The 22,194-nt window shown below is 66.0% G+C and carries 20 protein-coding genes; 8 read left to right on the top strand and 12 right to left on the bottom strand.

What is annotated here, in order from left to right; all coding sequences use genetic code 11:
• The first annotated feature begins 2 nt into the window (after window positions 1-2).
• From LDN95_RS09270 to LDN95_RS09280, 3 genes are read left to right on the top strand one after another with little or no spacing between them, the layout of a single operon-like run.
• The gene (locus LDN95_RS09270) at window positions 3-266 is read left to right on the top strand and encodes a sarcosine oxidase subunit delta (protein ID WP_226017384.1); all 264 of its coding nucleotides are present in this window, start codon (window positions 3-5) and stop codon (window positions 264-266) included.
• Window positions 263-3,037, top strand: a complete 2,775-nt coding sequence (locus tag LDN95_RS09275; RefSeq protein ID WP_226017385.1) for a 2Fe-2S iron-sulfur cluster-binding protein — start codon at window positions 263-265, stop codon at window positions 3,035-3,037. Before LDN95_RS09270 ends, LDN95_RS09275 begins: the two co-directional genes overlap by 4 nt.
• Entirely contained in the window at window positions 3,030-3,521 is a 492-nt protein-coding gene (locus LDN95_RS09280; protein WP_226017386.1) for a sarcosine oxidase subunit gamma, read from the top strand. Before LDN95_RS09275 ends, LDN95_RS09280 begins: the two co-directional genes overlap by 8 nt.
• Here LDN95_RS09280 and LDN95_RS09285 read toward each other — a convergent pair.
• Window positions 3,518-4,777: an MFS transporter gene (locus LDN95_RS09285; protein WP_226017387.1), complete on the bottom strand. Its 1,260-nt coding sequence runs from the start codon at window positions 4,775-4,777 to the stop codon at window positions 3,518-3,520. The two genes, LDN95_RS09280 and LDN95_RS09285, sit on opposite strands and share 4 nt — an antisense overlap.
• 45 nt (window positions 4,778-4,822) lie before the next feature.
• Window positions 4,823-6,187 carry an FAD-dependent oxidoreductase gene (locus tag LDN95_RS09290; RefSeq protein ID WP_226017388.1) on the bottom strand — a complete coding sequence of 455 codons (1,365 nt, stop codon included), beginning with the start codon at window positions 6,185-6,187 and terminating at the stop codon, window positions 4,823-4,825.
• A gap of 183 nt (window positions 6,188-6,370) precedes the next feature.
• On the opposite strand from LDN95_RS09290, the gene LDN95_RS09295 reads away from it, so the two are divergent.
• Complete coding sequence (locus tag LDN95_RS09295) at window positions 6,371-7,300, top strand: LysR family transcriptional regulator (RefSeq protein WP_226017389.1); 930 nt, start codon at window positions 6,371-6,373, stop codon at window positions 7,298-7,300.
• Window positions 7,301-7,308: 8 nt separating this feature from the next.
• Here LDN95_RS09295 and LDN95_RS09300 read toward each other — a convergent pair whose 3' ends face one another.
• The 6 genes from LDN95_RS09300 to LDN95_RS09325 are packed head-to-tail and all read right to left on the bottom strand — an operon-like array spanning window position 7,309 to window position 14,308.
• Window positions 7,309-8,163, bottom strand: a complete 855-nt coding sequence (locus LDN95_RS09300; RefSeq protein WP_226017390.1) for a MaoC family dehydratase N-terminal domain-containing protein — start codon at window positions 8,161-8,163, stop codon at window positions 7,309-7,311.
• A gap of 13 nt (window positions 8,164-8,176) precedes the next feature.
• Window positions 8,177-9,772, bottom strand: coding sequence for an acyl-CoA dehydrogenase family protein (locus LDN95_RS09305; protein ID WP_226017391.1), 1,596 nt, complete (start codon window positions 9,770-9,772; stop codon window positions 8,177-8,179).
• Window positions 9,769-10,980 carry an acetyl-CoA C-acetyltransferase gene (locus LDN95_RS09310; RefSeq protein ID WP_226017392.1) on the bottom strand — a complete coding sequence of 404 codons (1,212 nt, stop codon included), beginning with the start codon at window positions 10,978-10,980 and terminating at the stop codon, window positions 9,769-9,771. Before LDN95_RS09310 ends, LDN95_RS09305 begins: the two co-directional genes overlap by 4 nt.
• The gene (locus tag LDN95_RS09315) at window positions 10,977-12,176 is read right to left on the bottom strand and encodes a CoA transferase (protein ID WP_226017393.1); all 1,200 of its coding nucleotides are present in this window, start codon (window positions 12,174-12,176) and stop codon (window positions 10,977-10,979) included. The genes LDN95_RS09310 and LDN95_RS09315 overlap by 4 nt, the downstream gene beginning before the upstream one ends.
• Window positions 12,177-12,181: 5 nt before the next feature.
• Complete coding sequence (locus LDN95_RS09320; RefSeq protein ID WP_226017394.1) at window positions 12,182-13,375, bottom strand: acyl-CoA dehydrogenase family protein; 1,194 nt, start codon at window positions 13,373-13,375, stop codon at window positions 12,182-12,184.
• A gap of 15 nt (window positions 13,376-13,390) precedes the next feature.
• Window positions 13,391-14,308 (bottom strand): SDR family NAD(P)-dependent oxidoreductase, encoded by a 918-nt coding sequence (locus LDN95_RS09325; protein ID WP_226017395.1) that lies wholly within the window; start codon window positions 14,306-14,308, stop codon window positions 13,391-13,393.
• 150 nt (window positions 14,309-14,458) lie between these two features.
• Here LDN95_RS09325 and LDN95_RS09330 point away from each other — a divergent pair, with 150 nt between their 5' ends.
• Window positions 14,459-15,244 (top strand): IclR family transcriptional regulator, encoded by a 786-nt coding sequence (locus LDN95_RS09330; protein WP_226017396.1) that lies wholly within the window; start codon window positions 14,459-14,461, stop codon window positions 15,242-15,244.
• 76 nt (window positions 15,245-15,320) lie between these two features.
• A complete protein-coding gene (locus tag LDN95_RS09335) occupies window positions 15,321-16,664 on the top strand; it encodes an HD-GYP domain-containing protein (RefSeq protein ID WP_226017397.1) in 1,344 nt (447 codons plus the stop codon).
• 159 nt (window positions 16,665-16,823) lie between these two features.
• Here LDN95_RS09335 and LDN95_RS09340 read toward each other — a convergent pair whose 3' ends face one another.
• From LDN95_RS09340 to LDN95_RS09350, 3 genes are read right to left on the bottom strand one after another with little or no spacing between them, the layout of a single operon-like run.
• A complete protein-coding gene (locus LDN95_RS09340; protein ID WP_226017398.1) occupies window positions 16,824-17,882 on the bottom strand; it encodes an oxidoreductase in 1,059 nt (352 codons plus the stop codon).
• Complete coding sequence (locus LDN95_RS09345) at window positions 17,879-19,549, bottom strand: NAD(P)/FAD-dependent oxidoreductase (protein ID WP_226017399.1); 1,671 nt, start codon at window positions 19,547-19,549, stop codon at window positions 17,879-17,881. The genes LDN95_RS09340 and LDN95_RS09345 overlap by 4 nt, the downstream gene beginning before the upstream one ends.
• A gap of 52 nt (window positions 19,550-19,601) precedes the next feature.
• Complete coding sequence (locus LDN95_RS09350; RefSeq protein ID WP_226017400.1) at window positions 19,602-19,928, bottom strand: PilZ domain-containing protein; 327 nt, start codon at window positions 19,926-19,928, stop codon at window positions 19,602-19,604.
• Window positions 19,929-20,131: 203 nt separating this feature from the next.
• Between LDN95_RS09350 and LDN95_RS09355 the strand changes: the two genes are divergently transcribed.
• Window positions 20,132-21,340, top strand: a complete 1,209-nt coding sequence (locus LDN95_RS09355; RefSeq protein ID WP_370631675.1) for a dipeptidase — start codon at window positions 20,132-20,134, stop codon at window positions 21,338-21,340.
• 12 nt (window positions 21,341-21,352) lie between these two features.
• Window positions 21,353-21,739, top strand: coding sequence for a reverse transcriptase-like protein (locus LDN95_RS09360; RefSeq protein ID WP_226017402.1), 387 nt, complete (start codon window positions 21,353-21,355; stop codon window positions 21,737-21,739).
• A 2-nt stretch (window positions 21,740-21,741) separates the two neighbouring features.
• Here the strand turns inward: LDN95_RS09360 and LDN95_RS09365 are convergent, their stop codons facing one another.
• Window positions 21,742-22,185: a host attachment protein gene (locus tag LDN95_RS09365; protein WP_226017403.1), complete on the bottom strand. Its 444-nt coding sequence runs from the start codon at window positions 22,183-22,185 to the stop codon at window positions 21,742-21,744.
• Window positions 22,186-22,194 lie beyond the last annotated feature (9 nt).

The raw sequence follows: 22,194 nt of genomic DNA on the forward strand, positions 1-22,194 counted from the left end.
CCATGTACCAGATCGATTGCCCCCACTGCGGTCCGCGCGCGCAGAGCGAGTTCACCTTCGACCGCCCGGTCGAGGCGATCGTGCCACCCGATGCCGCTGCCGCCGATGCCTTGCAGGCGCTCTACACCCGCACCAACCCGATGGGCGTTGACGATGAAGTCTGGCGCCACACGTATGGTTGCCGCGCATGGCTGGTCCTGACCCGCGACCGGGTAAGCCATGCGATTGATGCCGTGCGCGCGCTTGGGCCGGAGGCGCTGTCGTGAGCGGTCCGTCGCGCGCTCCGGATGGTCGGGAGAACATCCGCTTCACCTTCGATGGCAAGGAATACCTTGCGCGCCCCGGCGATACCTTGGCCGCAGCCTTGCTGGCCAACGGCGTCGGACTTGTCGCGCGCAGCTTCAAGTATCACCGCCCGCGCGGGATAATGGCGGCGGGGGTGGAAGAACCCAACGCGCTGGTCACCGTCGGGCTTGGCGGGCGTGCGGAGCCCAATACCCGCGCGACCGACGTATTCGTCCACGATGGCCTGATCGCGCGCAGTCAGAACCGCTGGCCCAGCCTGTCCAGCGATGCCGGGGCGGTATTCGGCCTTGCCGCCAAGGCGCTGCCAGCGGGCTTCTATTACAAGACGTTCTTCGGCCCGGCCAAGCTGTGGCTCAAGTACGAGGCGTTGATCCGCCGCGCGGCAGGCATGGGCGATGCCCCGACCAAGGCCGATCCCGACAGCTTTGCCCAGCGCAGCGCGTTTTGCGATACGCTGGTGGTCGGTTCCGGCCCGGCCGGGTTGCAGGCCGCGCTGACCGCCGCCGAGGCGGGCGATAGCGTCATTCTGGTTGAACAGGACGCGGCGTTGGGCGGCTCGCTGCTGGTCGATCCCGATCCGGCGTTGGGTGCGGACTGGATCGCGCAGACAATCGCGCGCCTGCGCGAACTGGGTGCCCGCATCCTGTTGCGCACCACGGCGGCAGGGTATTGGGACCACAACTTCGTCACGCTGGCCGAACGGCTGGCCGAGCCCGGAGCTGTGCCGTCGCACGGCTTTGCCCAGCGCCTGTGGCATGTGCGGGCAGGGCGCGTGGTGTTGGCCACCGGCGTAATCGAGCGGCCCGTGCCGTTCACCGCTAACGACCGGCCGGGCGTGATGCTCAGCCGCGCGGTGCGTGCCTATGTGCGCCGGTTTGGCGTGGTGCCGGGCCAGCGCGTGGTCATCGCCACCAACAACGACGACGCCTATCTGACTGCGCAGGCCTTGCGCGAGGTGGGAGCCGAAGTCGTCGCGATCCTTGACGCGCGGACACAGGCAGATGTGCCCGCAGGCTTCCCGGTGCACTTCGACGCGCGTCCCGTCGCGGCAGTCGGCACTTTGCACCACCTTACCGGCGTCACCGCGCTGGTCGGCGGGCGCACGGTTGCCTTCAAGGCCGATCTGCTGGCGGTTTCGGGCGGCTTCACCCCGGTTGTCCACCTGCACAGCCAAGCGGGCGGCAAGCTTGACTGGAACGAGGCGGCGCAGGCCTTCGTGCCCGGCGCGATCGCGCAAGTCTGCACCAGCGTGGGCGAAGTCATTGCGCCGCTGCCTGCGCCTGCGGTGGTCCCGGCTGGTAGCCCCAAGAAGAGCTTCGTTGACTTCCAGAACGACGTCAGTCTGGCCGATATCGATCTGGCGTGGCAGGAAGGGTATCGCTCGGTCGAGCACATGAAGCGCTACACCACGCTCGGCATGGCTACCGATCAGGGCAAGCTGGGCAATCTGGTGGCGCTGCAGCGTGTGGCGCAGGAACAGGGCGTCACCGTGCCGCAGGCGGGCCTTACCACCTTCCGCCCGCCCTACACGCCGGTGACGATGGGCCTGCTTGGCGGGCCGGGCGCGCGCAACGCGGGGGCGCACGTCCGCCGTATCGCGCTGCATGACCGGCATGATGCGCTTGGCCCGACATGGCAGCCCGCAGGCTACTGGTTCCGCCCGCGCGCCTATCCCCAGCCGGGCGAGACGTTGGGTGCAGCCGCCCTGCGCGAGGCGCGCGCGGTACGCGGCGCTGCGGGCCTTTGCGACGTGTCGACGCTCGGTAAGTTCGAGGTGAGTGGACCCGATGCCGCCGCCTTGCTTGAGATCGCCTGCGCCACCCGTGTCGCCAACCTGAAGCCGGGGCGCGGGCGCTATACCGTGATGCTGCGCGAAGACGGCCTGCTGATGGACGACGGCACTGTCTGGCGGCTGGGCGATAATCGCTATCTGCTGACCAGTTCAACCGGCGGGGCCGACAGGATGGCGCAGCACTTGTCATACATCCGGCAAGTTCTGCGCCCGCAAATGCGCGTATCTGTCGTCAATGTGCAGGAGCATTACGCCGGGCTGGCTCTGGCAGGGCCCAGGTCGAGCGGCATCATCGCTGCGCTGACGGGAGCTTCTGCGCCGGCGCATATGGGCGTCGTGGCGGCGGTGATCGCGGGCGTGCCGGTATGGGTGCTGGCGGCAAGCTACAGCGGCGAGCGCGCCTTCGAAATCCACGGTGAAGCGACCGCGATGGGCCCGGTGTGGGATGCACTTCTGGCGGCGGTCAAGGCGGCGGGCGGTTCGACCTACGGCCTTGATGCGATGGACTTGCTGCGCATTGAAAAGGGCCACGTCGTGATCGGGGCCGAGGCCGACGGGCGGCGCGGGCCGTACGATCTGGGGCTGCACAAGATGCTCAACCCCGCAGGCGGCTTTGTTGGCGCGGCGGGGCTTACCCGACCTGCCTTGACCGCGGCGGGGAGGCACCGTCTGGTCGGCGTGGAAGCCATCGATGGCGCGCCCATTGCCGAAGGCGCGATGCTGGTTGCGCGCGAAGGGGCCAAAGTCGAAGGCCACGTCACCGCTGCCGGGCGCCATGTTCTGGGTGAGGGTGGCATTGCACTCGCCCTGCTGGCCGATGGTCCTGACCGGCTGGGTGCCGAGTTCCTCGCCACCTCGCCCACGCGCGGAATGCACACGCGGGTGCGGGTGGTTTCGCCGCACTTCTATGATCCGGCGGGGGAACGCTATCGTGACTGACGTTGCCATCACCACCCTGCCGCCAGCGCCCTTGCATGCGTTCGAGATCTGGAGCGACCCGCACGGTGTAGCGGGACGATTTGCGGCCGCGTTCGGCGCCGATCTTCCCGCGCTGGGCACGTCGGTTCAGGCAGGCGGGTTAACCCTGATCCGCTATGAACCGACCGTCTGGCTGGTGGAGGGCGATGCCTCGACTCTGGCAGCGGTACTGGGCGACGACGGCGCATTGACCGCAATCGGAGGGGGCCTTGTCCGCGTACGCCTGTCCGGTTCCGGCTGGCGTGAATTGCTCAGCTACGGCGGCCAGTTCGATGCCTTTGCGCCGACATTCGCACCGGGCAGCAGCGCGGCCACGGTGATCGACCATGTCGGCGTGCGGCTATGGGTGGAAAATGCGGATTCCTGCGTTGCCTATGTCCCCGCCAGCTTCGGCGCGGCGCTGGTGCACTTCTGGCACGAGATGGCGGCGCTGGTGCGGGCCTAGGCGGCCACCACTACCACTCGCGCTTCGATCCCGCGCGTCGGCAGGCCCCGTTCACGCACCCGCAGCGCCACTGTCGCGCCCAGCGACACGACGCTGAGCGAGGCGAACATCACCAGCATCGCGTCATAGCCCTGCGGGTTGGCGGGGCCGGCGTGGAACCAGTCGTTGAGCCAGCCTGCGGCGTAGTTCGAGCAGGCAAGGCCAAGGCTTTGCAGCATGTTGATGATACCGAACGCGGTGCCACAGCGGTGCCGCTCGACCAGCATCGCGGTCGAGGGCCAGATGACGGCGGGGATCACCGAAAAGCTGAAGCCCATCAACGCGGTCGAAACCCACAGCGGCCAGTCGGTGAAGGCGAGCACGGTGAATGTCAGCGGCATCAGCGCAGCCCCCACCACCAGCAACGTCGCGCGATGGCCCACGCGGTCGGCGATCAGGCCGAATACGGGCGTGGCAAAGATGGCGGCGGCGAATACCCACGAATTGGCGATGCCCGCTTGCGCCAGCGTGATGCCCTTCACGTCCTGAAAATACTGGATCGAGAACGTTGAGCGGAACGGGAAGAACACGCTGGCAAACAGCACGTTGAGCCACAGAATGTACCAGAACGAGCGCGAAAAGCCGGTCAGTTCGCGCCAGTGGAACCGTTCGGACGGCTGCCCGACATCGCGCAAGTGCGGCAACCGTTTGTCGATCAGCCAATAGAGCCCGGCGGTGATGATGCCCAGCGCGGTCAGGATCGCGGCGAGCCACAGTGGCGGCTGCCAGCCTCCGGCATAGAGCCCGGCTGCCCAACTGGTCGAAGTGTCTGCGGCGTAAGAACCGACCCGTGCGGTCGAAAAGAACAGCGCGACGGCCAGCGCCGCGCCGCCGTTGTGGAACCACTGCGCAAGCCCGACCAGCAACGCGATATACAGCGTTTCATGCCCCAGCCCGAACAGCAGGCGGCCCAGAATCATCAGTTCATAGGGTTGGCCCACGGCGGTCAGCACCGCACCGATGGCTGAAACGGTGGCCGCCAGCAGGGTCGCTTTGGCCGCGCCGATCCGGTCGATCAGCACCCCGCCGATGATCGCCAGCGCCACGTTGGGCATGCTGAACACCGCATTGAGCAGACCGATCTGGGTCTGGCTGAAGCCGCGCTGGGTGCGCAGCAGATCGGCGATCGGGGCGATGACGTCGAGGTTGTAGTAGCTGCCCATGATGGTCAGCGCCGACAGCAGCAGGATCAGGTACTTCCAGCGATTGTCGGCCATTACCGCGTCATCCCCCCGTTAGCTCTTGCCGTTGCCTTGCCGGTATCAATGCAGCCGTGCGCCTTGCCTGCGCAGTTCGGTCTGCACTGCCCCGAGATCGAGGTCGCGCGTACCCTTGCCGCTCTTGACCGCGATGGCCGCCGCCGTGCCCGCACCCTGACCCGACACCGCGCAACACGCCATGTTGCGCACTGCAGCGTGGCTGGTCTTGTCGCCGCCGATCACCCGGCCTGCGACCAGCAGGTTTTCGACGCCCTGCGGTAACAGCGACCGGTAGGGTACGTGGAAATAGCGCCCTGTCGTCGGCAGGATCAGGATGCCGTAGCCATCGATGAATTCGGGGAAAATGCCGATCGAATCGTCAAACCGCGCCTGATGGCGCACATCGTCGCTGGTGAGGTTATAGGCGGCATCGATCTTGCGCGTGTCACGAATGCCCAGGGTCATGCCAAAGTTGCGCAGCCGCGCGGTTTCGCATCCGGGCATGAATGCCTTGAGCGCGTCGATCGCCAGCATGGCGTTCTTCCGGCCCTCGATCTCACCCTTGGTCAGGTGATCGGGATTGGTGCCGTCATAGTTCAGGTGGACGAGGTTGAGGTAGGTCAGGTCGCCCTGATCGGTAACGGTGCCCCATGTCCCTGCCAGCGTGGTCAGCGTCGGCGGCAGGATGCCCGCCTCGACCGCCTTCTTGAACGGCTTGCGCAGGAACGGCGAGAACAGCTCGTCCTCTTTCCCGTCGGTTTCGATGTCCCATTCGCCATTGCCGCCCCAGTCGGCATATGTCTGCGGATCGGCCTTCACCGCCGCGATGAAGCGCTGCTTGTCCACGCCGCTCATCGAGAACATGACCGAGACAGACAGCATATCCTCAAGCGGGTGCATGATCGTGGGGCCGCCTGCGCGATGGACGATGTCGGCATCGCCGCTGCCATCGATCACCACTTTGGCGAGAATTGCCTCGCGCCCGGCCTTGCTTTCGGTAATCACGCCACGGATCGTGTTGCCCTCCATGATCGGAGCCACCACCATCCGGTGCAGCATAGGGATGATCCCGGCTTCCTCGACCAGTCGGTCGGCAACGTACTTGAAACCTTCGGCATCGAGCCCGTGGCTGACCGATTGCGATTCGGGCGCAGCCGCCCCCATGGCCACCGCGCGGTCCTCGAACTCTCGGCCGATGCCTTCGCTATCGATGGTTTGCGGGTGGCGATACCAGGCGAAACCTTCGACACCGACTTGCGTGATGTTGCCGCCAAAGCAGCCATAGCGCTCGATAAGCGTCGTCTTGACACCAGCGCGGGCTGACGCGAGCGCTGCGGCAAGGCCGCCGGGGCCGGAGCCGACCACGAGCACGTCTGTTTCATGGATCACGTCGATCCGGCGGGTGGGTTCTTCGATGAAACTGGTCATGTGGCCAATAGGGCGCGCATATTTGCCGCCGTCAATGACCGATTTGGCAATGTCATATTACGATGGGGCATGGGTCAGTATGGCACGGGCGGTCCCTTGGCCTGCGACCCGGATGCGCACGGACTTGCCAGCTTTTCGAGTTGTCGGCATGAATTGCCGCTTGCCGTTTCAGGGAGTTGAATAGTGGCTCAGCCCGGTATCCCGACGTTCGACCAACTGCGGATATTCCTGACCATCGTCGAGACGGGTAGCTTTGCCGCCGCCGGGCGCAAGCTCAACCGCGCGGTGTCGGTGATCAGCTACGGCATCGCCAATCTTGAAGCGCAACTGGGCGTCCTGCTGTTCGAGCGCGAAGGAACGCGGCGGCCACAATTGACGGTCGCGGGGCGCGCGTTGCTGGCGGACGCGCGCAGCATTGCCGCCGGGATCGATGGCCTGCGCGCCAAAGTCAAAGGGCTGCTTGGCGGGCTTGAAGCCGAAGTCGATCTCGCGGTCGACGTGATGCTGCCCGGTGAACGGCTGGGCCGCGTCCTGCGCGCCTTTGCGCTGGAGTTTCCCACCGTACAGTTGCGCCTGCATGTCGAGGCGCTGGGCGCAGTGACCGGCATGGTGCTCGAAGGGCGCGCCATCGTCGGCGTATCCGGCCCGCTGTTGCCCGGAGTCGACGGGCTGGAATCGGTGGCGGCGGGATCGACGCTGATGGTGCCGGTGGCATCGCCCGATCACCCGCTGGGCCAAATGGCGACGATCCCGCACGGTGCGGCGCGCGAGTTCCTGCAACTGGTGCTGTCCGACCGTTCGCGCTTCACCGAGGGGCGCGATTTCGCCGTGCTCAGCCCCAAGACCTGGCGGCTGGCGGACTTGTCGGCCAAGCACGCGCTGCTGCGCGAAGGGGTGGGCTGGGGCAACATGCCGCTGCCGATGGTCGCCGCCGATCTGGCCGCAGGCACGCTGGTGCGCCTGACGTTGCCCGACCACACCGGCGGACGCTATCGCCTGTCGGGCATCTGGCGGCGCGACACTCCGCCCGGCCCGGCCGGGCAATGGCTGCTCGACCAGTTCGTCATGCTGGGGCTCGATGAAATGGACGATGCGGTGCTGGCGGAGGTCTAAGGCCCCGGTCAGTGCGTCGCGCTGGCCTGCATCACCTGCCGTCCGTCTTCGGCAAAGGCTCCCAGTTCGACCGCACCGTCATCGCCGCGCCGCATGGCGAGGTGCAACGCGTCGCCGCAAACGGCCGGGGACAAGCCGCGAAAACTGAACGCGTGCAGCGCGTTGTCGCCAAACTCGCGCCGGGCAAGGTCAAGCAGCAGCGTAGCGGTCAGCGGACCGTGCACGACCAGCCCACGATAGCCTTCGACCCCGCTGGCATAAGGCAGATCGTAATGGATGCGGTGGCTGTTGAAGGTCAGCGCCGAATAGCGGAACAGCAGCGGCTCGGACGGGTTGATCGTGCGGACGACGGCCCAGGGCGCGGGGTCGAACCGGCCAGCGCCGGGCAGGGGCGGCACCGCTGCCGCACTGGAGGGCGCGGCATCGCGATAGACGATCGATTGCACCTCGCGCACAGCCAATGCGCCATCGGCCTGCGTCTCGTGCGCGACTTCGACGAAGACCAGTTGTCCGCTGCCGCCGTGCTTGGCCTTGATCGATTGCACGCGTGAGGTCCGCGCGATCGCGGCGCCCACCGGCAGGGGCGCAAGGAATTCCACGCTGCTGCCCGCCCACATCCGTCGGGGCAGGGGCACTGGCGGCAGGAAGCTGGCGGAACTGTCGTCGCGCAACGGGTGGCCGTCCTCGCCCAATCCGGCGGTCGGCGCATCGGGCAGGCCAAGGCACCAATGGAACCCTTGCGGCGCGGTACGATCGGCAGGCAGCGTCCGGTCGAGCGTGGCGCACCAGCGCGCCAGCAAGCCGGGATCAAGCCTGTCCGTACGGGTCTCGTTGCGTCCGATCCAGTCCGTCCAGTCGCTCATCGGCCCTTGCCCATCAGTTGCGCGCCGCGACCAGTCCGCGCGCGATCACTTGCGCCTGAATCTCCGCAGCGCCTTCGAAGATGTTGAGGATGCGCGCGTCGCACAGCACGCGGCTGATCTCATACTCCAATGCATAGCCGTTGCCGCCATGCACTTGCAGCGCGGCATCGGCATTGGCCCATGCGGTGCGAGCGGCGATCAGCTTGGCCATGCCCGCCTCGATGTCACAGCGCTTGCCGGTGTCCTTGGCGCGCGCGGCGGCATACGTCAGTTCGCGCGAGAGGACGAAATCGACAAGGCTCATCGCCAGTTTGTCGGCCACGCGCGGGAAGTTGACGATGGCTTTGCCGAACTGCTTGCGGCCCAATGCATAGTCGAGCGCCAGCTCCAGCGCGCGGCGGGCAACGCCGACGGCGCGCGCGGCGGTCTGGATGCGTGCACCTTCGAACGTGCGCATCAACTGCTTGAAGCCCTGACCCTGCTCGCCGCCGAGCAAAGCATCTTCGGGGGCGGTCATGGCGTCAAACTGCAGCGCATATTCGCGCATCCCGCGATAGCCGAGCACCTCGATCTCGCTGCCACTCATCCCATCGGCGGGGAAGGGAGTGGCTTCGGTGCCGCGCGGCTTGGGCACCAGCAGCATCGAGAGGCCGGCGTAGCCGCGCTCGTCGGGCAGGGTGCGGCACAGCAGCGTCATCAGGTCGGATCGGGCGGCATGGGTGATCCACGTCTTGGCCCCGTCGATCACCCATTGGTCGCCAACCAGCCGCGCGCGGGTTTGCAGCGAGCCGAGGTCCGATCCGGTATCCGGTTCGGTGAACACGGCGGTCGGCAGTACCTCGCCGCTGGCGATGCGCGGCAGCCAGTGCGCTTTTTGCTCAGCCGTGCCGCCCAGCACGATCAGTTCGCCCGCGATTTCCGACCGGGTGCCCAGCGAGCCTGCGCCGATCCACCCGCGCGACAGTTCCTCGGTGACCACGCACATCACCAGCTTGTCGAGCCCCAGCCCGCCAAACTCTTCGGGAATGCACACGCCGAAGGTGCCAAGGTCGGCCATCGCCTGCACCGTGGCGTCAGGGATCAGCGCATTGGCAAGGTGCCATTTGTGCGCGTGCGGCAGGATTTCGGCGTCGGTAAACTTGCGGAACTGGTCGCGGATGGTGTCGAGTTCGGCGTCATGGAAGCTTTCGCTGGGCCATTGCCCGGCGGCAAGAAGGGCGGCCAGTTCGGCGCGCGTGGCGGCATGATCAGCCTCGATCAGATCCGCTGTGGCAGCCGCCAAGACCTTTGCGGCCTCACCAAGACCCAGGTCGGCGGGGCGGAACAGTTCGTTCTGCCCCATCGGCAATCCGCCGCACAATTGCGCCAGCGTCTCGGCAAAGCCCAACCGCACAACCAGCGCGTCGACCGGGTTTGCGCTGCCGTTCAGTTCATGCCAGTCGGCCAGCGCTTCAAGCGCTGCCACGCTGGTCGCCACCCATGCAAAGCCATGCGCGGCGCGCTGTTCGTCATCGATGCGGCGGGCGGCAAGCCGGTCGGCAAGCGCGGCGCGCGCCGCGTCGCGATAGGTTTGCGCGGCCCCAAGAGCGGTGCGGTAGGTCACGGTCATGCCCTCTCGAACACCGCAGCGATGCCCTGGCCGCCGCCGATGCACATCGTTTCAAGGCCAAAGCGGCCATCGCGGCGCACCAGTTCGCGCGTCAGGTTGGCCAGAATGCGGCCTCCGGTGGCGCCGATCGGGTGGCCCAGCGAGATGCCCGAGCCGTTGACGTTGAGGATGTCATGGCGGCTGTCGTCGTCCGACCAGCCCCAGCCTTTCAGTACGGCGAGCACTTGCGGGGCGAACGCCTCATTCAGTTCGACCAGATCGATGTCACTCCAGCCCAGCCCGGTGCGTTTGAACAGGCGCTCCACCGCCGGGACCGGGCCGATACCCATCCGGCTGGGGTCGCATCCGGCCGCCGCCCACGAATGGAACCACGCGATCGGTTCAAGGCCCAATTCCTCAAGCCTGTCCTCGGCCACCACCAGACAGGCCGCCGCCGCGTCGTTCTGCTGGCTGGCGTTGCCTGCGGTGACCACGCCGCCTTCGATGGGCCGGAGCGCGCCCAGCGTTTCCAGCGTCGCGTCGGCGCGATAGCCTTCGTCGTGGTCGAACAGCACGGGTGCGCCTTTGCGCTGTGGCACCGGCACGGGGACGAGTTCGTCGGCGAACAGGCCATTGGCCCATGCGGCGGTAGCGCGTTGGTGCGAGCGCACGGCATAGGCATCGGCCTGTTCGCGCGTGATGCCATAGTCCTTGGCGAGGTTCTCCGCCGTCTCGATCATGCCGGTGATCACGCCGAAGCGCTCGACCGGCTGGCTCATCACCCGGCCGCGCGACAGGCGGTCATGGATGGTCAGGTTGCCCATCCGCACGCCCTTGCGCAGATCGGTGGTGTAGTGCTCGACATTCGACATCGATTCCACGCCGCCCGCCACGACAACATCGGCCGCCCCGGTCTGGACCATCATCGCCGCGTTGATCACCGCTTGCAGGCCAGAGCCACAGCGGCGGTCGACCTGATAGCCGGGAACTTCCAGCGGCAAACCGGCGGCGAGCCATGACCAGTGGCCGATGGCCGGCGCCTCGCCATTGCCATAGCCCTGGGCAAAGACGACGTCGTCGACGCGTTCGGGGTCGATCCCGCTGCGCTCGACCAGCGCCTTGAGGATCACCGCGCCAAGGTGGCCGGCGGTGATCGAGGACAGCGACCCGCCGAACTTGCCGACGGGGGTGCGAAGCGGGGCGACGATGGCGGCACGGCGCAAGATCATGAAGCGGTTCCTACAAGACCAGAGTCGATGAGGCGGGCGATCTCGCCCGATGAAAGCTTGAGCGTTTCGGCCAGCACTTGTTCGCTGTGCTGGCCGTTGCGCGGGGCAGGGGCGGGGGCACCGCGCGCAAGCCCCGGCAGTGTGGCGAACGATCCGGCGGCGGGATAGCTCGCGCCGCTGGGGTTGGCCGAAGTACCAAAGATCGGGTTCTCGGCCACCAGCGCCGGGTCGAGCGCGGCTTCGTGCATCGTGCGGTAGGCGGAATGGACAATCCCGCCCGCATCGAATGCCGCCGCCAGATCGGCATGCGCGCGCGCAGCGATGGCGGCCTCGAACAGCGGGAACAGCGCGTCGCGGTGGGTGTAGCGCAACCCATCGTCATGGCCGAACGATACCCCGCGCGCGGATTCGAGCGCAGCGATCGCCTCGCCCAGCCCGAGCGCGGCGATCAGGTTGGCCCACTGACGGTGGGTGACGACCACGATCATCGTGCGCACGCCGTCAGCGGTCACGAAATCACGCCCGAACAGTCCGAACACGGTGTTGCCAAGGCGTGGACGGTCGGCACCGGTGACCATGACTTCGGCCAGACTGCCCAGATTGGCGACGGTGCCGATGGCGACGTCGGATAGCGGCAAACGCACTTCGCCGCCTTGCCCGGTGGCATCGCGGTGGCGCAGCGCGGCCAGCAGCGCAAAGGCGGCATAAGCACCGGTCAGCAAGTCCCATGCGGGCAGGACGTGATTGACCGGCTCGGGCCCGGCGCCGGTCAGCAGCGGATAGCCGACCGCGTTGTTGACGGTATAGTCCAGCGCCGGGCTGCCATCGGCCCAGCCCATTACCCGCACGGTGATGAGGTCGGCGCGGCCCTTGCTCAGCACCTCGTGCGAGAGGAAGCCGCCAGCGGGAAAGTTGGTGACGAACTGGCCGGTCGCGCGCACCAGTGCCTGCAACAGTTCGCGGCCCTCGGGCTTGCCCAGATCGAGCGCGACCGACTTCTTGGCGCGGTTGAGGTTTTCCCAATAGAGCGAATCGTTGGCCTCGGTCACCGGCCAGCGGTGGAAATCGGGGCCCCCGCCGATCTGGTCGACGCGGATCACGTCGGCCCCCATCTGCGCCAGATAGAGCCCGGCTGTGGGGGAGGCGACGAACGACGACGCCTCGATCACCGACAGTCCGTTGAGCAGCGGATACACCGGCCTTAGCCCGCGATACCGGCGGCGAAGTTGCGCAGCATCTGCTTGGCGATGACCAGTTGCATGATCTGCGTGGTGCCTTCGTAGATGCGGTAGATGCGGCTGTCGCGGAAGAAGCGCTCTGCCTCGTACTCGGCAAGATAGCCCGCACCGCCGTGGATCTGCACGCAGCGATCGGCCACGCGGCCGCACATCTCGGAGGCGAACATCTTGAAGGCGGCTGCCTCCATCAGCACTTTCTGCCCGGCGTCGGCCTTGGCGATGGCATCGCGCATCATGCATTGCGCGGCATAGATCTCGGCCTGACTGTCCGCCAGCATGGCCTGGATCAACTGGAAGTTGGCGATCGGCTCGCCAAACGCCTTGCGCTCGTTGGCATAGCGCAGCGCAGTGTCGAGTGCGCGCTTGGCATAAGCGGTTGCCGCCGCGCCGACCGAAAGCCGTCCGTTGTCGAGGCTTTGCATGGCCACGGCAAAGCCTTGGCCCTCAACGCCGCCCAGCAGCGCTTCGCCGGGCACGTGCACGTCCTCAAGGATGATGTCGGCGATGTGGCTGCCGCCCTGGCCCATCTTCTTGTCGCTTTTGCCGACCGCGATGCCCGGCGTGTCCATCGGCACGATGAAGGCCGAGACGTGGGCGTTCTTGGGCAGCGCTTCCTTGTTGGTGCGCGCCATGATCAACGCCACTTTGGCAAAGGGCGCGTTGGTGATGTAGCGCTTGGTGCCGTTGAGGACATAGCCGTTGCCCGACCGGACCGCGCTGGTCTGAAGTCCGGCGGAATCCGAGCCCGAGCCCGGTTCGGTCAGTCCGAACGAGGCGATTTCCCCGGCGGCCAGACGCGGCAGCCATTCGGCCTTCTGCTCGGGCGTGCCGTTGTTCTTCACTGCCGAACAGACCATGCCGAGGTTGATCGAGGTGATCGAGCGATACGCGGGCAGGGCATAGCTGAGCGTGTGGATCGTCTCGATATACTGGGTGATGTTCATGCCCGCGCCGCCGTATTCCTCGGGCATGGTCAGGCCGAACAGCCCCATCTCGCGCATTTCGCGCAGGATATCGTCAGGGATCTTGTCCTCGGCGATGACTTGCGCTTCGGCCGGGATCAGCCGCTCGCGGACATAGCGCTCAAGCTGTTCGTGAAATTGCGCAAAGACTTCGGGGTCCATACCGGGGTTTGGGCCGGGGTTTGTCGTGCTCATTGCTGCAACCTTTCCTCAGACCGGATCATAGGGGAAAACGTGGGCCGAAACCTCGTCGGCGCGCGCAAAGGCGGGTTTGAAGGCGGGCACCAGCTCGTCGGCGATCGCCTGCGCGCTCCAGCCTTCGAGCTTGACCATCGAGCGGATCGGGCGCGGCTTGTTGAACAGCATGATCTCGTTCTTGCGCACGCCGAAGATCTGGTTGTTGACCTCGTGCGCCGCGTCGCTCGCCAGAAAGGCCACCAATGGCGCGATCTTGTCGGCGCTCATCGTCTGCAAACGTTCGACGCGGCGCTTCTGTTCGGGGGTGTCGGCGGGGATCGATGCGGTCATCCGGCTCCATGCGAACGGCGCGATGCAGTTGGAACGGACGCCCCAGCGCGCCATGTCGAGCGCGATCGACTGCGACAAGGCGACCAGCCCCAGCTTGGCTGCCGAATAGTTGGCCTGGCCGATGTTGCCGATCAGCCCGCTGGTCGAAGTGAAGTGAATGAAACTGCCCGAGCCTTGCTCGCGAAAATAGGGCGTGGCCGCCTTGCTGACGTTGAACGGGCCGGTCAGGTTCACGTCGATGACGCTGGTCCAGTCCTGATGGCTCATCTTGTGCCAGATCGTGTCGCGCAGGATGCCGGCGTTGTTCACGACGGCGTCGATCCGGCCGAACTGGCGCACCGCGTCCTCGATGATGCTGGCCGCGCCCACAGGATCGGCGACACTGGCCAGATTGGCCCAAGCCCGCCCACCGCTCGCAATGATGTCGGCCACGGTTGCAGCGGCAGGACCGGTGTCCCCGCCGTCGCCACCTTGCGCCACGCCGGGGTCGTTGACCACAACCGCGGCGCCTTCGCGCGCGCAGAGCAGCGCCACTTCGCGACCGATGCCTCGCCCCGCGCCGGTGATCGCCACTACTTTGCCTTCAAGGATGCCCGCCACCCGCTTCTCCCTTGGGTTCTGTTCGTTGCGAATCCGGTTCTCCGGACTACTTTAAGCGATCGGCTAAAGTCCGCCATGCTCTAACCGTCGTGCTCCAGAAATTCAATATTGAGAATTGCTTTTCGGAATGGCGAAAAATAGGAAGGGCTGATGCAGCCTGCCGCTCCGCTCAATCCTGTCTCATCGGTTCGCTCTGTGGCGCAGGCGTTCGCCATCTTGCGCGCGCTGGCCATGGGTGAGGCGTTGACCCTATCGGAGATCGGCCGCGCCACCGGCATCAGTCCGTCGAGCGTCCACGGCCTGCTCGGCACGCTGCAGGCCGAAGGTGCGCTGCTGCGCGCAGGTGGACGCCGTTATGCCCTTGCGCCGGGCTGGGCGGCGCTTCGCGCGCTTGAAGCACAAGGCCCGGCGCGGGTCATCGCTCGCGCCCGCCCCCTGCTGACGCGGCTTGCGCAAGTGCATGATGCAGCGGTCGGCCTGTGGCAGCGCACTGCACAAGACCGGCTGGTGCTGGTGGCGCTGGGGGAAAGCGACGCCGCCACGCGCATCCATATGGTCGAAGGCCAGCGCCAGCCGATCGCGGGCGGCTCGATCGGCCGTGCGTTAGCCGCGCGTGAAGGGTTGCAAGGCGATGAACTTGCTCGCCGTTTTGCCGCTGCGCGGTGGCATCGTCCGCTCGATCTGGAAACCTGGTGCGGGCAAGTGGCGCAGGCAGCGAAGCAGGGCTTCGGTCTGGATGACGGTTATGCCCATCCCGGCATCTGCTCGATCGGAGTGGCGGTCGAAGGCGATCCCCAGTCACGGTTCTGCCTGACCGCATCGTTCTTCGCCAGAGTGCGCGATGCGGCGCAAATCGACGAAGTGGGCGCTTCGCTGGTCAGGACCGCAGGGGATCGCATGTTCCACTTGGCCTTCAACACGCCCGCCAACCAGTAAATCTACCTACTTAATTTTCGGCGGTATGTTAGCAGCCCAAGGCCATCATCGGTGCAGCAGCACTTATGGATGGCTCATGTTACGCAGAGTGCACATAACCGAAATCGAATTGGGGATGTTCATCCACAAGATGGAAGGGAGCTGGTTCAAGCACCCCTTCTGGAACCGGAGATTCCTGCTCACCAACCCGGCGCATCTTGAACTGTTACTGGCGAGCGATATCGAAACCGTGATCATCGATACCGATCAGGGCCTCGATACACGTCGCCTGTCCGAACGGGCGGAAGTTGGAGTACAAACGCAGACGCAAACGCAAATGCAAACAGGCGCTGCACCTGTTGCGGCCGTCGTGCCGCCTCCCCGGACCGTCTCACGCTACCAGCCAAAGCCACCGGTCCGCACGCTCCTTCGCCCTTCCGAGCGACAGCCCGGTGCGGTTCCGCCTGCAACGATCGTGCAGGTTCGCGAGTTCGGCCGCGCCCGCAAGGTCATCGGTGAGGCGAACAAGGTGATCAGCCAGGTGTTCGTTCAGGCGCGGCTGGGCAAGGCGCTCAACGTTGCCGACATCAGCAACGTGGTGGACGAGGTTTATGCCTCGGTGCAGCGGAATCTTTATGCCTTCAATGGCTTGCTGCGTTGCCAGCAGGACAGCGAGTACGTCTATCGCCACTCGCTTTCGGTCAGCGCACTGATGGTGGCGCTGGCTCGCCAGCTCAAGCTGGGGCCGGTGCAGATGCGCGAAGCGGGCATGGCTGGCCTGCTGATGGACGTCGGCGTCGGGCAGATGGAGGTCGATCTGGGCGCAATCGGCGGCGACTACCGGCACCTTGCCCCCAGTTTGGTGCAAAGCCACGTGCTGTTGGGCCATGCCTTCCTCAAGGCCGCCGGGGATATCCCGCCCAGCGTCGTCGATACCTGCCTGCGCCATCACGAACGGCTTGACGGCACCGGCTATCCCTATGGACTGGGTGCCGAAGCGATCGAGTTGCTGCCACGCATGGGCATGGTCTGCGATCTTTACGACAATCTGGTCACCGGCGGCGACAACCGGGTCGGCCTCGACCCCGCCGTGGCGCTGCGCCACTTGGCCGAGATGGGTGACGCGATCGATCAGGAAGTGTTGCGCGCGCTGGTCACTACACTGGGGGTCTATCCGATCGGCGCTTTCGTCGAGCTGGCCTCGGGCCGTCTGGCGATGGTGGTAGCCGAGGACGACGGCGACACCGCGCTGCCAGTGGTGCGCGCGTTCTGGTCGCTTGCGCAAGGGCGGTCGATCAAGGCAGAAAGCATCGCATTGTCGCAGTGTTTTGGCGCGGACAGCATCGTCGGCGCTGCTGACCTTGAAGGGTTGGACCTGCCGCCGCTCGGCCAGTTGCGTCAGCGGCTGATCGAAGCGACCCGCCGCGAACTGGCGGTATGAACCGCGTAGGCGGCGCGCCACGCATGGAACCGAAAAAAAAGGGCCGCTGGATAAACCGGCGGCCCTTGGAAAGTTTGGGAGAGGATGCCTGAAAGGCGCTTTCCCTATGCGTAAATTCCCGTAGCGCGGCAATTGCGAAGGAAGCGCCAGCACTTGCATTTATTGCAATGCATAGCTTTCGCGTTCCGCCCCGGTCAGCGCCGGGACTACCGATTTGCCATTGTTTGCTGATAATTCAGATGCTTCCACCACGGCTGTCGTTGCCAGTGCCTCTATCGGGCGGATCGGACCTATGCCGCCGTGAGCAAGCGATTGTACCAAAGTATGGTAAAAAAGGGATTGATCACCCCGCGTTGCAGCAATCGCATGCGTCCCTTCGGGCGTGTGGAGCACGGCAGGATCGGCATCCAGCCCCCATGCCGCGTCGCGTGGGGTAAGTCCCTCCAGCAATTGTGCTTCCTGCCGGTCGGGCAGGGTCTTGATCAGGCTGCCAGCCGTGCCGTGGACGATAAACCGCGGGCTGCCGCCCGCCACCAGCATTCCGGCGTGCAGAATGCAGCGCAACTGCGGATATTCCAGCACGACATGCGCCCAGTCGGTTGCCGCGCTGCCGGGGCGCTGGCGCGCGAACGAGGCGGTGACGCGGTCGGGCAGGCCGAACACGTGCAGCGCCTGATCGACCAGATGCGGCCCCAGATCCTGCCACACGCCGCTGCCGGGTCCGGCATTCTCGCGCCAGCGGTCGCGCACGTGCGGACGGAAGCGGTCGAAGTGCGATTCGAAATGCGCCACCGTGCCCAACAAGCCATCGTCGATGGCCTGCCGCACGGTCAGGAAGTCGCTGTCCCAGCGGCGGTTGTGGAACACCCACAGCGGCACGTTCGCCGCTTTGGCCAGCGCTACCAGTTCGCGCGCCTCTGCCAGATCGAGCGCCATCGGTTTGTCGACGACTACCGCTTTCCCCGCCGCGATCGCGGCGCGGGCCAGCGGTGCGTGGCTGGGATTCGGGGTGGCGATGACGACAAGGTCGATATCGGCGCGCGCTATGGCGGCCAGCGGATCAGGCTCGACCACCACGCCTGCCAGCACGGCATGGACCTTGGCAGCGTCGCTCGATGCGACGACTGCCAGTTCGAGGCCGTGGGTGGCGTTGATCAATGGTGCATGAAACGTCTTTCCGGCATAGCCGAAGCCGATCAACGCGGCGCGAATGGTCATGATGCGTCGACCTGTGCCGCAGAGTGGCCGGTGGCGGCCGCTGCGCCGACCAGTTCCAGCGCCAGCGCTTCGGCCAGCTTGATGCCATCGACCGCCGCCGACAGGATGCCCCCGGCATAGCCCGCACCTTCGCCGCCGGGGTACAATCCGCGCGTGTTCAGGCTTTGCAAGTCCTTGCCCCGCGTGATCCGCACGGGCGACGATGTGCGCGTTTCGACGCCGGTCAGGATCGCGTCGGGGTGATCGTATCCCGGCAATTGCCGACCGAACACGGGCAGTGCATCGCGCAGCGACGCCATCACATAGTCGGGCAGGCATTGCGCCAGATCGGTCAGATGGACGCCCGGTTGGTACGACGGCACCACCGCGCCGAATTCGCCCGACGATGCGCGGTTGGCCAGCACGTCGGCAACCTTTTGCCCCGGCGCCTGATAGGTGCTGCCACCCGCAGTGAACGCCAGCGATTCCCATTTGCGCTGGAACGCAACCCCCGCCAGCGGCCCGCCGGGATAGTCGCGTTCCGGGTTGATATCGACCACAAGTCCGGAATTGGCGTTGAACTCGGCGCGCGAATACTGGCTCATGCCGTTGGTGACGACGCGGCCTTCCTCGCTGGTGGCGGCAACCACGCGCCCACCCGGACACATGCAGAAGCTGTAGACGCTGCGTCCTGTGGTGTGGCTCTGGTGTGACAGCGCGTAAGCCGCCGGCCCCAGCAGCGGGTTGCCGGCAAACTGACCATAGCGCGCACGGTCGATCCAGCCTTGCGGGTGTTCGATCCGCACCCCGATGGCAAAGGGCTTGGCCTCGACATGCACTCCCCGGTCATGCAGCACCTGAAAGGTGTCGCGCGCCGAATGGCCGACCGCAAGGATAACGTGGCGTGCGGGCAGGAATGTGCCGTCCGACAAGTGCAGGCCCTGCAATTGTTGGCTGCCATCGGGTTTACGGGCGATCTCGAAGTCATCGACGCGCGTCTGGAAACGGTATTCGCCGCCCAGCGCCTCGATCGTCTCGCGCATGCTCATCACCATGGTGACAAGGCGGAACGTGCCGATGTGGGGGTGGGCTTCGGTCAGGATATCGTCCGGGGCGCCCGCCTTGACGAATTCGACCAGCACCTTGCGCCCCAGATGGCGCGGATCCTTGATCCGGCTGTAAAGCTTGCCGTCCGAAAACGTGCCCGCACCGCCTTCGCCGAACTGCACGTTGCTTTCGGGCGTCAGCACCGACTTGCGCCACAGCGCCCAAGTGTCCTTCGTGCGTTCGCGCACCGCCTTGCCGCGCTCGATGATGATGGGTTTCAGCCCCATTTGCGCCAGGATCAGTGCGGCGAGCAGCCCGCACGGCCCCGCGCCGATCACCACCGGACGCGGACCCTGCCAGCCTTGCGGGGCCACCACCGGAAAACGATAGGCGGTGTCGGGCGTGGGGCGCACCTGCGGATCACCGGCGTGGCGAGCCAGCACGGCGGCCTCATCGGCAACGGTGGCGTCGATCGCATAGACCAGCTTGATCGCCGACTTCTTGCGCGCGTCGTTGCCGCGCCGGGCCACGGCATAGCGGAGCAGGTCGGCGGGGGAGATTTGCAGCCGTTCGCACAGTGCGGCGTCAAGATCGTGGGGCCCGTGGTCGAGTGGCAGCTTGATTTCGGTTACGCGAAGCATGGCTGCTCCCTACTCCGTCAAGCGGCCAAGGGAAAGCGGGGGAAGCGGGAACTCAGCCCAGCCGTCCGTCGACGATCGCGTCGCTGATCGCGGGATGGAGCGGTTCGAAGAAGTTGCACCCGGCTTCGGTGCCAAGATTGGTGGATTTGACCCAGACCACCTTCACCCGGCGCGGCGGTAAACCGGGCAAGGTCACCCACAGTATCTCGCCGACTTCAAGCGCTTCCTTGGCCCGCAGGCGCAGACCATGGCACGACAGATCGAGCGTGGTGGCATCGACCCGCTGCACGGTCCGGCGATAGAGAATGCGCGCAACCAGTTCGCCGCGCACCGAACGGCGCACTTCTTCGGGTTTGAACGCTTCGTAGGGGGCCGTCATGCTGCCATTCCCTGCCGCGGCACACCGCCGCCGACTTTGCATGCGGTCATGAAGGTTACGAAACCCTTAAGCCTGCGGGCCAATCGGCATTTGACTTCGGCGCGGGCGCTGCGAACATGAAGGCGGAGGTACCTGTCACCATGCATCGTCGTTCGTTGGTCGCCGCAATTCTGGCGGCATCCTGTCTGGTTTGCGCCCCGGTCATGGCGCGCCATGCGGCCTTCAAGCCCCTTCCCGGACCTGTCGTTCCCAAGGTGGACCCGGTGGCGGCAAGACTGCACGCAAGTCTGCTGACGCTCGATACCCATCTCGATGCCCCGGCCTCGCTTGCCTTTCCGGGCTGGTCGATCGCGGTGGCGCACGATGTCCGCGCCGATTTCACCCAAGTCGACCTGCCGCGGATGAAGGCGGGCAACCTGTCGGGCGGGTTCTGGGCGATCTACACGCCGCAAGGGCCGCTTGATCCTGTCTCGACCCGCGCCGCGCGGGACTATGCCGTCAACCGCGCCGTGCAGATTCACGAGATGGTCGCCGCCAACGCGGGTGCCTTCGCCTTTGCCGACAAAGCCGCCGACGCCGCCCGCATCGTGGGGGCGGGCAAGCGGGTGGTGTTCGTCTCGATCGAGAACGCATGGCCTTTGGGCGACGATCCCACCTTGTTGCAGGTGTTCTACAAACTGGGCGTGCGGTTGAGCGGCTTTGCCCATTTCCGCACCAACCAGTTTGCCGACAGTGCGACCGATGCCGCCAAGTGGGGTGGCCTCAGCCCTGCGGGCATCGCTTTGCTGGCTGAAATGAACCGGCTGGGCGTGGTTCCCGATCTGTCGCACAGTTCGGACAAGGCGCTGGACGATGCGCTGCGCCTGTCGAAAACGCCGCTCGTGCTGTCGCATTCGGGGTGCCGTGCGATCTTCGACCATCCGCGCAACATCGATGACGCACATCTGCGCGCGCTGGCCGCGCAAGGCGGGGTCATCCAGATCAACTCGGTCTATGTGAAGGCCGAAAAACACGACGCCGCGCGCGATGCCGCGATGAAGGCGTTGGGCGAACGCTTCCCCGAACATGCCAGCCTGACCCCGGCCCAATACGCGCAAGCCCTGAAAGAGCGGCGCGAGATCAACCGCCTTCACCCCGAACAGGGCCGCGCGACGTTCGAGGATGTCATCGCCAACTTGCTCCACGCGCTCAAAGTGGCGGGCGTCGACCATGTCGGCATCGGGCTGGACTGGGACGGCGGCGGCGGGGCCGAAGGGCTTGAGGATATCCGCTATCTGCCGCGCATCACCGAGGCTCTGCGCAAGGCGGGCTATTCCGACGCCGACATCGCCAAGATCTGGTCGGGCAACGTGCTGCGTGTACTCAAGGCGGCCGAGGACGAAAGCGCCAGAGAAGCGGCTGGCAAAGCGTAAAGGAGCGCGCGCTTGAAGATCTGGTTCGATGGCGGGTGCCGCCCGAACCCCGGCCCGATCGAGACGGCGGTGGTGGCGGGCGGGCGGACCCATTACCGGGCCGATCACGGGCAGGGCGACAACAGCGACGCTGAATGGCTGGCGCTGATCGTCGCGCTTGAACTGGCGCACGATCTTGGTGTCACCGATGTGGTCGCCATCGGCGATTCCACGCTGGTGGTGGCGCAGGCAAGCGGCACGGCCAGGCGCATCGCACCACGCTTTGCGCCCTATCTGGCCCGCTTTCACGCCTTGTCCGCCGGGTTCGCCAAAGTCCGGCTCAGACAGGTGCGCCGTGGGCAGAACCTTGCCGGAATTGCGCTCGATGCGCGCCACAACGACCATTTACCGCCGTCCTGAAGTCAGGTTTCGTGGCTCACCAGCATGGCGGCGATATCCTGGGCGGGGCGCCCGGTATAGTCGCGCGCGATCTCGCTGATCAGGCGATGGTGCGTTGCAGGGGCCAGCAGCGGGCGAATGATGCCCAGCACACGCGGCGCGGCTACGAGGATCAGCGCATGCTTGCCATCTGCCGCCAGTCGGTCGAGTTGCGCTGCGGCACGGCGGGCGAAGCGGTCCTCATCCTGCTGGTGAAAGTCGGTGCTGTCATAAGCGCTGCGGCTGGTTCCGCTGCTTTCAAACGCGCGTCCGGGGTGGTCCGTGCCCTGTTCCGCCGTTCCCGGCGAAGGCGCATCGGCGCTTTCGATCAGGTCGAGCTGCGGCGCAAGCGCGGCACCGCTATTGCGGAACAACGCTGATCTGGCGCCATCGACGACCAGAATCAGCGTGCCATTGGGGACGATCATCGTGTTTTC

It is taken from the genome of Novosphingobium sp. FKTRR1 (assembly GCF_020404405.1).
GTDB lineage: Bacteria > Pseudomonadota > Alphaproteobacteria > Sphingomonadales > Sphingomonadaceae > Novosphingobium.